Origin of the sequence: Citrobacter sp. Cu231, from assembly GCF_030332265.1 — a bacterium.
Classification (GTDB): Bacteria; Pseudomonadota; Gammaproteobacteria; order Enterobacterales; family Enterobacteriaceae; genus Citrobacter; species Citrobacter meridianamericanus.
Genome location: NZ_JAOWIE010000027.1, coordinates 120,551 through 134,799 on the forward strand (window position 1 = coordinate 120,551; position 14,249 = coordinate 134,799).

Sequence of the window (14,249 nt, forward strand, 5' to 3'; positions counted from 1 at the left end):
CAGAGCAAAAATAAAGTATTAAGCTCGTAGTGTAGCCGCAAATTCCAACATACGATTTAATGGCAACAATGCCCCTTCTCGCAGTGCGTGATCAACATGTATTTCATGCGCCGCGCCGCCATGCTCCAGCCCCTCAGCAATGGCCTTGAGGCCGTTCATCGCCATCCATGGACAATGCGCGCAGCTACGACAGGTGGCCCCCTCGCCAGCCGTTGGAGCTTCAAGCAGCTCTTTATCCGGAACGGCCTGCTGCATTTTGTAAAAAATGCCCCGGTCAGTCGCCACAATCAGCTGCTTATGCGGTAACGATTTAGCTGCGGTGATGAGCTGACTGGTTGAGCCAACCGCATCGGCCATATCAACGATAGACTGAGGTGACTCCGGGTGCACCAGCACCGCAGCATCAGGGTACAGTCCTTTCATGCGCGTTAAAGCCTGGGTTTTAAACTCGTCGTGGACAATACAGGCCCCCTGCCAGCAGAGCACATCTGCGCCGGTTTGTTTCTGCACGTAGTTACCCAGATGTCTGTCCGGAGCCCAGATGATTTTTTCACCTAAGCTATCAAGATGCTCAATAAGTTCAACCGCGATACTGGAGGTCACGACCCAGTCAGCACGAGCTTTAACGGCGGCTGAAGTATTGGCGTAAACCACCACGGTACGATCCGGATGCGCGTCGCAGAATGCGCTGAACGCGTCTATCGGACAGCCCAGATCTAATGAACATTCCGCCTGTAAGGTTGGCATCAGGATAGTCTTTTCCGGGCTGAGAATTTTGGCGGTTTCTCCCATAAACCTCACGCCCGCAACCAGCAGCGTAGAAGCTGGGTGTTTTGCACCGAACCGCGCCATCTCCAGAGAATCAGAAATACAGCCACCGGTCTCTTCGGCCAATTGCTGAATTTCAGGATCGGTGTAATAGTGCGCGACCATAACGGCATCACGCTCTTTCAACAGGCGCTTGATTTTTTCACGATAAAATTGCTTTTCATCCACACTCAGCGGCCCTGGCTTCGGCGGAAACGGATAAATTGCTGCTTCTGGATCAAACATCACGCTCATCTTGCTTTCTCGTTTTACTGGCTTAACGAATTAACCGATTAAAAGCGTGACGCACGCCATATTCGGTTTGATTTGTTTTATATGCTAAACAAGATAGCGGATTGGCGCAGAAAAGTCACAATAATTGCGAGTGATGAGTGCCGGATGGCGACCGGCGGGCCTGCAGGTTCAAATCTTTTAAATCGCAGATAGCAAAAAAGCGCCTTTAGGGCGCTTTTTTACACTGGTGGGGCGTGCAGGATTCGAACCTGCGACCAATTGATTAAAAGTCAACTGCTCTACCAACTGAGCTAACGCCCCCTTATGGGGTTTACTTCTTTATACTTCTAGGATGGTGGGTCGTGCAGGATTCGAACCTGCGACCAATTGATTAAAAGTCAACTGCTCTACCAACTGAGCTAACGACCCGCTCGGGAATAACCTGAAAATTTTTACTCGGTACCACCAATAAATTGGTGGGGCGTGCAGGATGACTCGATTTCGTCTCGCCCTAACGGGCCGTTGCTTACGCAACGTTATCCTTCACGTTTAACATCTGAGTACGATGTTAAAGTTGGTGGGGCGTGCAGGATTCGAACCTGCGACCAATTGATTAAAAGTCAACTGCTCTACCAACTGAGCTAACGCCCCGAGTGGTGGGTGATGACGGGATCGAACCGCCGACCCCCTCCTTGTAAGGGAGGTGCTCTCCCAGCTGAGCTAATCACCCGATACTACGCTGGATACTACTTACTAACTGAGTTAGTGGTGGGTCGTGCAGGATGACTTGACTTCGTCTCGCCCTACGGGCCGTTGCTTACGCAACGTTATCCTTCACGTTTTACAATCGCGTTCCACCTTAGCGATTGGTGGGTCGTGCAGGATTCGAACCTGCGACCAATTGATTAAAAGTCAACTGCTCTACCAACTGAGCTAACGACCCGCTTTTGCGCTGCTTTTGGTTTGTTTGATATCCCTTGGCAACGGCGGCATATATTACTGATTTCAGATTTTAGCGCAACAAAAATTTCGATGTAAATAACTCAACTGCTTAGGAATCACACGACACGACCAGAAATAACACGATTTCTGGTCGTGTCGTGGTCATTACATCGCGCCAAGGCGTTTTTGCGCTTGTTTCGCGCCATCAGTGCCAGGGTATTTAGTGATAACCTGCTGATAAACCGCTTTAGCTTTTGCTGTGTCACCTTTGTCCTGCATGATGACGCCGACTTTGTACATCGCGTCTGCAGCCTTCGGTGATTTCGGGAAGTTTTTTACTACCGAAGCAAAATAGAACGCTGCATCATCTTTTTTACCCTTATTGTAATTCAACTGACCCAGCCAATAATTCGCATTGGGCAGGTAAGTTGAGTCCGGGTATTTTTTGATGAAGTTCTGAAATGCTTCAATCGCGTCATCCTGGCGAGATTTATCCTGCACCAGAGCAATTGCCGCATTGTAATCGGTATTCGCATCGCCAGTTTGCGCGGGCGCCCCTGACGTTGTCGCAGCGCCTGCATCAGGTGCTGGGGTTGCCGCCCCACTCTGATCGCCACCTGCAGATTGCGCAGCAGGCGCGCTACCGCTGCCAAGATTATTCATCTGCAGCAATATTTGCTTCTGGCGCTCAACAACCTGATTCAGCTGGTACTGATTTTCCTGAATTTGACCGCGCAGGGAATCAATATCGGACTGATTATCGGAGAGTTGTTGCTGGAGTTGGGTTAAAAGCTGACTGTGAGCGTTAGAAATACGCTCGAGTTGAGTGACACGGTCTTCGACCGAGCCTGAGCCGACACTACTGATTGGCGCCTGAGCAAAAGCGGCCCAAGGGGCCGCTATGCCAACCAGTAACGACAGACTCAACACGTGATGTCTGAAGTTACTGCTCATGCAATTCTCTTAGTAAACCAGTACGGCGCGACGGTTTTTGGCGTAAGCCGCTTCGTCATGACCCAGTACTGCAGGTTTTTCTTTACCGTAAGAAACGATGGAGATCTGGTCAGCAGAAACGCCTTTACCCTGCAGGTACATCTTAACGGCGTTTGCACGACGCTCACCCAAGGAGATGTTGTACTCAGGAGTACCACGTTCGTCCGCATGACCTTCTACGGTGACTTTGTAAGACGGGTTGCTACGCAGGAAGTTAGCGTGAGCATCCAGCATTGCAGCGAAGTCAGAACGGATATCGTACTTGTCCAGATCGAAGTAAACGATGTTGTTCTGCTGCAGCTGTTGCATCTGAAGACGCGCTTGCTCTTCAGAAGACATGTTGCCGCTGCCGTTTGCATCCATACCAGTGCCGGCACCCAGCATGCCTTCGCTGCCGTCATTGCTGGCGTTCTTGTTAGAAGAACATGCCGCAATAGCCATAACAGGCAGAGCAATCATCAGCCCTTTCAGCACTTTGTTCAGTTGCATTTCAATGATTCCTTTATTAATCAATTATTTATTATCACAGATACGGCGACCAGGCAGGGAATTTTACCTGACCATCAGTTGCCGGAAGACGCGCTTTGAAACGCCCATCTGTAGAAACCAAATTCAGCACGGATCCCATCCCCTGAGAAGAGCTGTAGATTACCATAGTGCCGTTAGGTGCCAGACTTGGCGTTTCGTCCAGGAACGTTGACGACAGAACTTGTACGCCACCCGCTACCAGATCTTGTTTGGCAATGTGCTGCTGACCATTTGCCGAGCTTACCATTACCATAAATTTACCGTCGCTGCTCACATCCGCATCCTGGTTTTGCGAACCTTCCCAGGTAATACGCTGCGGAGCACCGCCGTTAACGTTAACTTTGTATACCTGCGGACGACCAGCCTGGTCAGACGTAAAGGCCAGGTTTTGGCTGTCCGGGAACCAGGTCGGTTCCGTGTTGTTGCTGCGACCATCCGTCACCTGACGAATCTGACCGGAACCAATGTCCATGACATACAAGTTCAGGCTACCGGTTTTAGACAGGGCAAACGCCAGCTTGCTGCCATCCGGAGAAAACGCAGGTGCACCGTTGTGACGTGGGAACGACGCTACCTGACGAACTGCGCCATTAGACAATGTCTGAATAACCAGTGCAGAACGACCGCTCTCGAAGGTTACGTACGCCAGTTTTGAACCGTCCGGAGACCACGCCGGAGACATCAGCGGTTGCGGAGAACGGTGTACCACAAACTGGTTGTAGCCATCGTAGTCGGACACGCGTAACTCGTACGGGAACTGACCGCCGTTAGTCTGAACAACATAAGCGATACGGGTACGGAATGCACCTTTAATACCGGTCAGTTTTTCAAACACTTCGTCACTTGCGGTATGGCCTGCGTAACGCAACCACTGCTTGTTCACTTTATACGTGTTCTGTGCCAGTACGGTACCCGGTGCGCCACCGGTATCAACCAGTTGATAAGCAACACTGTAGGAACCATCTGGATTCGGTGTGACCTGGCCAACCACTACGGCATCAATACCCAGAGCAGACCATGCGGCAGGTTGAACTTCCTGCGCGGTACCCGGCTGCTGCGGCAGGCGAGAACGGTCTAATGGGTTAAATTTACCGCTGTTTCGCAGGTCAGCACCCACGATACCACCGATATCTTCAGGTGCAGCACCCGGTCCTGCCCACTGGAAGGGGACAACACCAATCGGGCGTGCCGAGTCCACCCCTTGGGTGATCTCGATACGTACTTCTGCGTGCAGCACCGCTGCCCACAGCATCAGAAAACCAAATGCAACTCGTAATGCCTGCTTCATCATATCTCCCTTATCTGGACGGAAAGCCCACGATAATTTAGCAGAATGTTAACAAACTCAAATACACAAAACTACCAGAACACTGTCTCAACCTTAGACCGTTTCCCCCGATTTCTCAGGGGTCGTTATTACAGTTTAAAGTCCAGTTTGGCATCTTTTACTTTTTCATAAACAGCCTGGCTAGGCGGTTTAGGAATTCTGGCTGTTTTCGCAGCCGTCAGCGCAGCCTGGCACAATGCCGGATCCCCGCCCTCTTCGGTCACATCCAGTAACAGACCATCAGGCGCTAACTTGATATGTAATACGCAGGATTTTCCCGCATACAAATCGGCACCATACAGACGGCTCTGAATCGCATTACGAATTTGAGATGCGTAAGCACTGATATCAGCGCCAGATGCACCGCCATTTGCACCACTTGTACCACTATCTTTCGCCGGTTGGCCGTTTCCTTTCGCTCCACCACCCGATTTCGGTGCATTCTTACCGGAGCTTAGGTCGCCCAACAAGTCGTCAACGCCAGATGCTGCGGCGGCTTTTTCGGCGGCAGCCTTTTTCGCAGCAGCAGCTTTATCTGCTGCAGCTTTCTTATCGGCAGCGGCTTTCTCAGCAGCAGCCTTTTTATCTGCCGCAGCTTTTTCAGCAGCTGCTTTTTTGTCAGCGGCAGCCTTTTCAGCAGCGGCTGCTTTCGCGGCGGCGGCTTTTTCTGCTTTCTCAGCGGCAGCTTTCTCGGCTGCTGCTTGCTTAGCGGCTTCAGCCTGCGCTTTCTTCGCAGCATCTGCGGCAGCCTTAGCAGCTTGTGCTTCGGCAGCTTTCTTCGCATCAGCAGCGGCTTTAGCGGCTTCTGCCTCAGCTTTTTTCTGTGCGTCCGCAGCAGCTTTCTTCGCGGCATCTGCCGCTTGTTTCGCCTGAGCATCAGCCTTGGCCTTCGCGTCTGCAGCAGCCTTCGCCGCAGCCTCTTCAGCCTGTTTCTGTTGTTCTTGCGCTTTCGCGGCGGCGGCCTCTGCTTGCTTCTGCTGTTCCGCCTGCTCGCGCACTTTTTCCTGCGCAGCTAAACGTTCTTTTTCCAGTTGCTTCAGTCGTTCTTGCTCAGCAGCTTGCTTCTCACGAAGTTCCTCTGCTTGCTGTTGCGCCTGTTTTTCGCGCTGTTCTTCTGCACGTTTCGCACTTGCCTGCTGTTGCTGCTGGCGATCGTACTGTTGAACAACGGCACCAGGATCGACCATAACGGCGTCGATAGACGAACCGCCACCGCCGCCGGCTGAAGCATCAATGTGCTCATCGAACGAACTCCAGATCAGCGCTGCAAATAAAATGACATGCAGCACCGCTGAAATAATTATCGCCCTTTTGAGCTTGTCGTTTTGTTCGGTTGCCTTTGACACTCTCGGTTCCCAAAAACTGTTCGCCTGTTACGCGCTATCTTTCAAGCCAGCAATATGCAGTCATCAGATTGGCTGCGTCATCAGGCCAACCGATTTTACGCCTGCACTGTGTAACAAGTTCAGCGCTTTAATTATTTCATCATAAGGCACGTCTTTCGCACCACCGATTAAAAATACTGTTTTCGGATTGGTCTGCAGGCGGCTTTTCGCTTCCGCGATAACCTGCTCCGGCGGCAGTTGATCCATCCTGTCTTTCTCAACGACCACGCTGTATTGCCCAATACCGGAAACTTCAATAATGACCGGTGGCTCGTCGTTACTGCTGACGGCTTGCGATTCGGTCGCATCCGGCAGGTCAACTTCCACACTCTGCGTAATGATCGGCGCGGTTGCCATAAAGATCAGTAACAGCACCAGCAGTACGTCGAGCAGCGGGACAATATTGATTTCGGACTTAAGTTCGCGACGACCTCGTCCACGCGTTCTGGCCATGGTTTACCCCTTGTTGCTCTCGCTAACGGTAAACGCCTGGCGGTGCAGAATCGCGGTGAACTCTTCCATAAAGTTGTCGTAATTCAGTTCCAGCTTGTTCACGCGCTGATTCAGTCGGTTGTAAGCCATAACCGCCGGAATTGCCGCAAACAGGCCGATAGCCGTTGCAATCAACGCTTCCGCGATACCCGGCGCAACCATTTGCAGCGTCGCCTGTTTTACCGCGCCCAGCGCGATAAAGGCGTGCATGATCCCCCAAACGGTACCGAACAGACCGATATACGGGCTGATGGAGCCGACAGTGCCGAGGAATGGAATATGCGTTTCCAGCGTTTCCAGTTCACGGTTCATCGAGATACGCATCGCACGGGATGCCCCCTCAACGACCGCTTCAGGCGCATGGCTATTCGCCCTATGCAGACGCGCAAATTCTTTGAACCCGCTATAAAAAATTTGCTCTGAACCCGCCAGATTATCACGACGCCCCTGACTTTCCTGGTACAGGCGCGACAACTCAATGCCGGACCAGAACTTGTCTTCAAATGCTTCGGCTTCACGTGAAGCAGCATTAAGAATACGGGTCCGCTGGATAATAATAGCCCAGGATGCGATTGAGAAACCAATCAAAATCAACATGATAAGTTTAACCAGAAGGCTTGCCTTCAGGAACAAATCAAGGATATTCATGTCAGTCACTGCTTAAACTCCGCGACAATAGACTTGGGAAGCGCACGAGGCTTCATTTTGAGTGGATCAACGCAAACAATCAGAACTTCGGCTTCATTCAGCACGGTGTTCTCTGCGTTGACAATGCGTTGCGTGAAAACCAATGAGGTGCCACGCATTGACGTAATTTCGGTTTGGACTTCGAGCATATCGTCGAGCCGGGCAGGCGCAAAATACTCAAGGGTCATCTTGCGCACCACAAAGGCTACACGTTCGGCCAACAGAACCTGCTGACTGAAGTGATGATGACGCAGCATCTCTGTGCGTGCTCTTTCATAAAAAGCGACGTAACTGGCGTGATAAACCACCCCACCGGCATCGGTGTCTTCATAATAGACACGAACCGGCCATCGGAAAATATACTTATTCATTCTTACTGCCTCTTTGTTGGCTTTGCCCACTCACACCGGTCGCTTAACTTTGTAAGCCCCTGGTGACTCGCGTTCTTGCCGCCGCGATGCATCAAGAATGTCGTTGTATATCGCGCTGTCTTCACTTTACATCCCGGTAATGCAATTAGGTTGGTGCTTTCGAACTTCGCTACTATACGCGCGGGAATGGTGCTTTGGAATGGGGGAAAGTAAACGGAGAGTAAAAAATTATGGGCTTATGCAAGCCCATAAATATTTAAGGATGTTTCTTATTCAAAAGAAGAAGAAAATCAGACCAACCACGAGGACGATATCTGCGATCAGCGGGCAGAAGATGCCCTGCCAGTGTACGGCGCGAGGACGAAAGCCAACGCCATGAATGATGCCTGCGCAGACCGCCCACATCAGCAGAAAACCATGCCAGATTTCAAGCGTACTGGTTTTGGCCGCGAAACGTGACGGTTCCCAGAATATGCAGCCGGCCAACACGATTGCCAGCACAAAGGAAAGCGCCCGCAAGGGGCGCTTGTCCATTACCGCATATACTATCGCGATAATGTTGGTCATCAGCTATCTTCTTGTCCGGCCTTGCCTGATTCAACGTGCTCAAGCGCCAGCGCTGTGATTATCCCAAATGCACAGGCAAGAAGCGTTCCCAAAATCCATGCGAAATACCACATTTTAAGCTCCTTACTTAGTACAGAGAGTGTGTGTTACGTTCAATATCTTCTTTGGTGATACGACCAAACATCTTCCAGTAGCACCATGTGGTGTAGAGGAGAATAATTGGCACGAACACACATGCCACATAGGTCATCACGTTCAGCGTCAGCTGGCTGGACGTTGCATCCCACATGGTCAGACTCGCGTTCATCATGGTGCTGGATGGCATCACAAACGGGAACATTGCAATACCAGCAGTCAGGATGATGCAGGCTAACGTCAATGAAGAGAAGACGAACGCCCATGCCCCTTTCTCCATACGAGAGGTCAGGATAGTCAACAGCGGCAGAACCACACCCAGTGCCGGAATCAACCACAGGATCGGTGCATTATTAAAGTTCACCAACCATGCGCCTGCTTCACGCGCGACTTCTTTGGTCAGCGGGTTAGACGCCGCATGATGATCAACTGCAGAAGTCACAACATAACCGTCAATACCGTACATCACCCATACACCCGCCAGCGCGAAACAGACCAGAGTCACCAGCGCCGCTACCTGAGCGGTGGTGCGGGTACGCAGATGTAACTCACCCACAGTACGCATCTGCAGATAGGTCGCGCCCTGGGTGATGATCATCCCAACGCTCACAACACCCGCCAGCAGACCAAACGGATTCAGCAACTGGAAGAAGTTACCTGTGTAGTAAAGGCGCAGGTACTCATCAATGTGGAACGGAACCCCTTGCAGCAGGTTACCGAACGCCACACCAATCACCAACGGTGGAACGAAGCTACCAATAAAGATGCCCCAGTCCCACATGTTACGCCAACGAGTGTCTTCAATCTTGGAACGGTAATCAAAACCGACCGGACGAAAGAACAAGGACGCCAGCACCAGAACCATCGCCACATAGAAACCGGAGAATGCAGCGGCATACACCATCGGCCAGGCAGCGAACAATGCGCCACCCGCGGTGATCAACCACACCTGGTTACCATCCCAGTGCGGGGCGATGGAGTTAATCATAATTCGACGCTCGGTATCATTACGACCGAGGAAACGGGTGAGCATGCCCACCCCCATGTCGAAGCCATCAGTGACCGCAAAACCAATCAGCAGAATGCCGACCAGCAGCCACCAGACAAAACGCAATACTTCATAATCGATCATTTGACGACTCCTGTCTTAGCGTGCCGGCTGAGAAGTCACATTGGACTGCTCAAAGTGATAGCGACCGGTTTTCAGGCTGCTTGGGCCGAGGCGTGCAAACTTGAACATTAAGAACAATTCTGCCACCAGGAACAGGGTATACAGGCCACAAATCAGGATCATGGAGAACAATAGGTCACCTACTGTTAACGATGAGTTTGCAACCGCCGTTGGTAACACCTCACCGATCGCCCATGGCTGACGACCATATTCGGCAACAAACCAACCTGCTTCTACAGCAATCCACGGCAGTGGAATACCGTAAAGCGCCGCACGCAGCAGCCATTTTTTCTCACCGATACGGTTACGAATTACGCTCCAGAAGGACAACGCAATAATTGCCAGCAGCAAGAAGCCGCACGCCACCATGATACGGAAAGCGAAGTAAAGCGGTGCAACACGTGGGATAGAATCTTTTGTTGCCTGCTGAATTTGCGCTTCCGTCGCGTCGGTGACTTTATCGGTATAGCGTTTCAGCAGCAGACCATAACCCAGGTCTTTCTTCATACTGTTGAACTGGTCGCGAACGGCCTGATCGGTACTACCAGCACGCAGTTCTTCCAGCAACTGATAGGCTTTCATACCGTTACGGATGCGCTCTTCGTGTTGCACCATCAGGTCTTTCAGACCAATGACCGGTGTATCAACAGAGCGGGTGGCAATGATGCCCAGCGCATAAGGAATTTGAATCGCAAATTTGTTTTCTTGTTTATCCTGATCGGGAATACCGAACAAAGTAAACGCAGCAGGAGCAGGTTGAGTTTCCCACTCGGCTTCGATCGCAGCCAGTTTGGTTTTCTGTACGTCACCCATTTCGTATCCGGACTCATCACCCAGAACGATAACAGAAAGTACAGCAGCCATACCGAAGCTGGCAGCAATCGCGAATGAGCGTTTTGCGAAAGCGAAGTCGCGGCCTTTCAGCATGTAATACGCACTAATGCCAAGGATGAACATCGCACCAGTTACATAACCAGAGGCGACAGTGTGAACAAATTTCACCTGTGCTACCGGGTTGAGCACCAGTTCAGAGAAGCTCAGCATCTCCATGCGCATGGTTTCAAAGTTGAAATCCGCGGCGATTGGGTTTTGCATCCAGCCGTTCGCAACCAGAATCCACAGTGCGGACAGGTTTGAACCTAAAGCCACCAGCCAGGTGACGCACATATGCTGGACTTTACCCAAACGGTCCCAGCCGAAGAAGAACAGACCTACAAAGGTGGATTCGAGGAAGAAGGCCATCAAACCTTCGATCGCCAGCGGCGCACCGAAAATATCCCCTACATAGTGGGAATAGTAAGACCAGTTAGTCCCGAACTGGAACTCCATGGTCAGACCGGTTGCCACACCCAGAGCGAAGTTGATACCAAACAACTTGCCCCAGAACTTGGTCATATCTTTATAAATCTGTTTGCCGGAAAGGACGTAGACCGTTTCCATGATGGCCAACAAGAACGCCATACCAAGCGTCAGTGGCACAAACAGGAAGTGGTACATCGCGGTCAAGGCAAACTGTAAGCGTGACAGTTCGACTATATCTAACATCATGACTCCTTGCTCATCGCATGAAGACTCCGAGAGTGAACCCCGTTAGAAAGGGTCACACGCATGCCCCAATACAAATTTATCTGCTCCCCTCCGCCGCAGCTCTTTCTTCTCGTTTGAAGAAAGGACAATGACGATAGGTTACAAACATGTTAATAAAACACTCAAATTGATCCCGCAATTATAATACGCCGTAAAATCCTTACAATAAACAGGTTTTTATCGAGGTAAATTTGCATTTTTCGATAATGATCAATTTATAGCTAATTTACCACTTTCAGACCAATTTGATCTGCAGCAATTTAACCTCTTTTGAGATCGTTTACCAAGTTTTAAACATTGATTTAAATCAATTTCCAAAACCAATGTTAATAGTGTTTAGCAGTCAGGTGACTAGTAAACAACATGTTAACGACATGTTTTTCAATGAGTAATTGCCGTTACTACAAATGATAGGATATTTATTTAAATGTACACGATCTTTTAACCGGCCAGACGGACAAATTTGCCAACAGATAAAGAGTCACTATTGCTGGGTAGCTCACAGTTTTTTGTTTAGCAAGTCAGTGAATATTTATTTCATACAATTTTTTCATTTTAATTTTACTTATGATTAACACCGTAATGTAACTATCTCAATCAGAAGCGAAAGAGCCTGACATTGACCGCCTCATTGCATTTTAGGTTTTACCGCAGAAAGTTGGCGCTTCGCTTCACTCATCACTGAAAGTTATCGTACCTGCTCCCTCTTTTTTATGTGACATAAGATTAAATCTGATACAAACAATTCATTATCATTTTTATCTTAAATTTAACAAAAGATAATTGTGCCATATAAGATTAAAAAATAAAAAACCGTTATGCCGTTCACAAGTTATTTAGCAGAAATAATTTTTGAAATTATAAAAAGCGTCGCATGAATGAGCATCGCAACAAAATAAGATTTCGATCACAAACATGGCAAGTCATTTATTACTCATTTCCCTAACAAATTAAAAAAAGAAACAAGAAACAATAACAACACATTGATTTTAATGACATTTTATAACCAAGAAATATAACAATCATTTTGCGCAGGATATTTTGAAAATAGATCAATTGCTTCCTTTTCAGCTTCCACAGAAACTCCAACCCTATTAAAAGGTTGTCGCACTCCATGTTCTAAATATTAGAAAACAATTTTCACTTATTGACCATCAGCCCTACAGAGGATTACCCATGAAGAAATCTACACTTGTTATTGGCGTCATCGGTGCTGACTGCCATGCAGTAGGTAATAAAGTTCTGGATCGCGTTTTCACGGCTCATAATTTCCACGTAATAAACCTCGGGGTGATGGTGAGCCAGGATGAATATATTGATGCCGCAATTGAAACAGGTGCCGATGCCATCGTGGTGTCGTCTATCTACGGTCATGGTGATATTGACTGCCTCGGATTACGTGAGCGCTGCATCGAGCGTGGCCTCGGCGACATTCTGCTGTACGTCGGCGGCAACCTGGTCGTCGGGAAACATGACTTCGCCGATGTAGAAGTGAAATTTAAAGAGATGGGGTTTAACCGCGTCTTCGCGCCGAGCCACGACCTGGAAGATGTCTGCGCGCTTATCACTAATGATATTCACCAGCACAATGGCCTCGAGCAGCGTTGTCTGGAAGAGGCCATCTGATGCAAACAGTTTCTGTCGATATCGGCTCGACATGGACCAAGGCTGCCCTCTTTGCTCATGAAGGCGAGGAATTAACCCTGGTAAACCATGTCCTGACCCCAACCACCACACATCATCTGGCAGACGGTTTTTTTGCCAGCCTGAATCAGGTGCTGAATGTTGCCGATGCTCGCCCGTTACTGAAAAGTGGTGAAGTACAGTTGAAATACTCCTCCTCGGCCAAAGGTGGGCTCGCCGTAGCAGCAATGGGGCTGGTGCCTTCCATTACGCTGGAATCGGCAAAAGTTACCGCCCATTCGGCAGGAGCGAAAATCGCGCAATATTATTCGTACAAACTGAACCGTCATGACATCCAGGAACTGGAATCATCACCACCAGACATTCTGTTGTTTACCGGCGGTACAGACGGCGGCGAAGAAAGTTACGGCCTGGCGAATGCGCGCGCTCTGGCAGGCTCAAAGCTTGATTGCGCCATTATCTACGCCGGAAATCGGGACATTCAGGACGAAATTCAAACGATTCTGGGAGACAAAGATCTGACCACGGTAGACAACATTCTACCTGACCTCGATCACCCGAATCCGTTTGCCGCACGCCAGGCGATTTGCGATGTGTTCTTGTCACGCATTGTCAAAGGTAAAGGTCTGGACGTCATTGTCGGCGAAACAGGCGAAGAGCCAATGCCGACGCCATGGACAGTCTATGAGTTAGTCAAAGCCATTAGCGATTACGACAACGCATGGAAGGAGTTCATGCTGATTGATATGGGCGGAGCCACCACGGATGTCTATTCGGCCAGCGCGAATACCCTCTCCCCCGACACCGTCTTGCATGGTGTTCCTGAACCGTTCGTCAAACGTACCGTTGAAGGTGACCTGGGTATGCGCGTTTCCGCCGTTGTGGTGGGAGAAAGCACGCAGGATATGGTGAAAGTCATCTTCGCCCAACAGCCACAGCGCGAGGAAGCGTTTTACCGCTACCTACGTCATCTGGTTGGGCAACCGGATTACCTGCCACTCAGCGAGGAAGAGAAATATTTCGACACCCTGCTGGCAGGTTTATGCGTGGGCTATGCCGCTGAGCGCCACGCGGGCACTAAAAAGCAGGTTTGTACCTGCGTGGGTAACGTGGATTTACAGATGGGTCGCGATCTCACCACCGTGCGCAAAGTCGTCGGTTCAGGGGGATGGCTCTCTCGCGCCAGCCAGTTCGATATCCATAACTGGCTCAAATATCGGGAGCTGGACGACCAGGGCAAAAGAATTCTGTTACCGAACCAGTTTGAGTATTACCGCGATTCAAATGGCCTGCTCCCTCTACTGGCAAACGTCGCCAGACTGTACCCGCAAGCCGCTGCTCGCACCAGCATTCAGTGTTTAACCCTATAAAACTTAAGG

14 protein-coding genes and 5 tRNA genes are annotated in these 14,249 nt (G+C 50.0%); 2 read left to right on the top strand and 17 right to left on the bottom strand.

Going from position 1 to position 14,249, the window contains the following annotated elements; genetic code table 11:
- Window positions 1-18: 18 nt before the first annotated feature.
- From nadA to cydA, 17 genes are all read right to left on the bottom strand, one after another.
- On the bottom strand, window positions 19-1,062 hold the full coding sequence (nadA, locus tag OGY15_RS02410; RefSeq protein ID WP_187252781.1) for a quinolinate synthase NadA: 1,044 nt from the start codon (window positions 1,060-1,062) through the stop codon (window positions 19-21).
- A gap of 224 nt (window positions 1,063-1,286) precedes the next feature.
- A tRNA-Lys gene (locus OGY15_RS02415) sits at window positions 1,287-1,362 on the bottom strand.
- Between the two features lie 32 nt (window positions 1,363-1,394).
- A tRNA-Lys gene (locus OGY15_RS02420) sits at window positions 1,395-1,470 on the bottom strand.
- Between the two features lie 146 nt (window positions 1,471-1,616).
- Window positions 1,617-1,692: transfer RNA gene (locus tag OGY15_RS02425), tRNA-Lys, on the bottom strand.
- A 3-nt stretch (window positions 1,693-1,695) separates the two neighbouring features.
- A tRNA-Val gene (locus OGY15_RS02430) sits at window positions 1,696-1,771 on the bottom strand.
- A 137-nt stretch (window positions 1,772-1,908) separates the two neighbouring features.
- Window positions 1,909-1,984, bottom strand: a tRNA-Lys gene (locus tag OGY15_RS02435).
- Window positions 1,985-2,148: 164 nt separating this feature from the next.
- Entirely contained in the window at window positions 2,149-2,937 is a 789-nt protein-coding gene (gene cpoB, locus OGY15_RS02440) for a cell division protein CpoB (protein WP_151219564.1), read from the bottom strand.
- 9 nt (window positions 2,938-2,946) lie between these two features.
- Window positions 2,947-3,465, bottom strand: a complete 519-nt coding sequence (gene pal / locus OGY15_RS02445) for a peptidoglycan-associated lipoprotein Pal (RefSeq protein ID WP_003022983.1) — start codon at window positions 3,463-3,465, stop codon at window positions 2,947-2,949.
- Between the two features lie 34 nt (window positions 3,466-3,499).
- Window positions 3,500-4,792, bottom strand: coding sequence for a Tol-Pal system beta propeller repeat protein TolB (tolB, locus tag OGY15_RS02450; RefSeq protein WP_003022981.1), 1,293 nt, complete (start codon window positions 4,790-4,792; stop codon window positions 3,500-3,502).
- Between the two features lie 128 nt (window positions 4,793-4,920).
- The gene (tolA, locus tag OGY15_RS02455) at window positions 4,921-6,177 is read right to left on the bottom strand and encodes a cell envelope integrity protein TolA (RefSeq protein ID WP_008784157.1); all 1,257 of its coding nucleotides are present in this window, start codon (window positions 6,175-6,177) and stop codon (window positions 4,921-4,923) included.
- Window positions 6,178-6,240: 63 nt separating this feature from the next.
- Window positions 6,241-6,669 carry a colicin uptake protein TolR gene (gene tolR, locus OGY15_RS02460; RefSeq protein WP_003022978.1) on the bottom strand — a complete coding sequence of 143 codons (429 nt, stop codon included), beginning with the start codon at window positions 6,667-6,669 and terminating at the stop codon, window positions 6,241-6,243.
- A 3-nt stretch (window positions 6,670-6,672) separates the two neighbouring features.
- The gene (gene tolQ, locus OGY15_RS02465) at window positions 6,673-7,365 is read right to left on the bottom strand and encodes a Tol-Pal system protein TolQ (protein WP_003022976.1); all 693 of its coding nucleotides are present in this window, start codon (window positions 7,363-7,365) and stop codon (window positions 6,673-6,675) included.
- On the bottom strand, window positions 7,362-7,766 hold the full coding sequence (gene ybgC / locus OGY15_RS02470; RefSeq protein WP_045441116.1) for a tol-pal system-associated acyl-CoA thioesterase: 405 nt from the start codon (window positions 7,764-7,766) through the stop codon (window positions 7,362-7,364). Before ybgC ends, tolQ begins: the two co-directional genes overlap by 4 nt.
- A gap of 273 nt (window positions 7,767-8,039) precedes the next feature.
- A complete protein-coding gene (ybgE, locus tag OGY15_RS02475; RefSeq protein ID WP_151219562.1) occupies window positions 8,040-8,333 on the bottom strand; it encodes a cyd operon protein YbgE in 294 nt (97 codons plus the stop codon).
- Window positions 8,333-8,446, bottom strand: a complete 114-nt coding sequence (gene cydX / locus OGY15_RS02480; RefSeq protein ID WP_003022970.1) for a cytochrome bd-I oxidase subunit CydX — start codon at window positions 8,444-8,446, stop codon at window positions 8,333-8,335. The genes ybgE and cydX overlap by 1 nt, the downstream gene beginning before the upstream one ends.
- A gap of 14 nt (window positions 8,447-8,460) precedes the next feature.
- Entirely contained in the window at window positions 8,461-9,600 is a 1,140-nt protein-coding gene (gene cydB / locus OGY15_RS02485; protein WP_151219561.1) for a cytochrome d ubiquinol oxidase subunit II, read from the bottom strand.
- A gap of 15 nt (window positions 9,601-9,615) precedes the next feature.
- Entirely contained in the window at window positions 9,616-11,184 is a 1,569-nt protein-coding gene (gene cydA / locus OGY15_RS02490) for a cytochrome ubiquinol oxidase subunit I (RefSeq protein WP_151219691.1), read from the bottom strand.
- Between the two features lie 1,218 nt (window positions 11,185-12,402).
- On the opposite strand from cydA, the gene glmS reads away from it, so the two are divergent.
- Both glmS and glmL read left to right on the top strand, forming a co-directional pair.
- Entirely contained in the window at window positions 12,403-12,852 is a 450-nt protein-coding gene (glmS, locus tag OGY15_RS02495; protein WP_151219560.1) for a methylaspartate mutase subunit S, read from the top strand.
- Window positions 12,852-14,240, top strand: coding sequence for a methylaspartate mutase accessory protein GlmL (gene glmL / locus OGY15_RS02500; protein WP_187252783.1), 1,389 nt, complete (start codon window positions 12,852-12,854; stop codon window positions 14,238-14,240). Before glmS ends, glmL begins: the two co-directional genes overlap by 1 nt.
- Window positions 14,241-14,249: the final 9 nt, after the last annotated feature.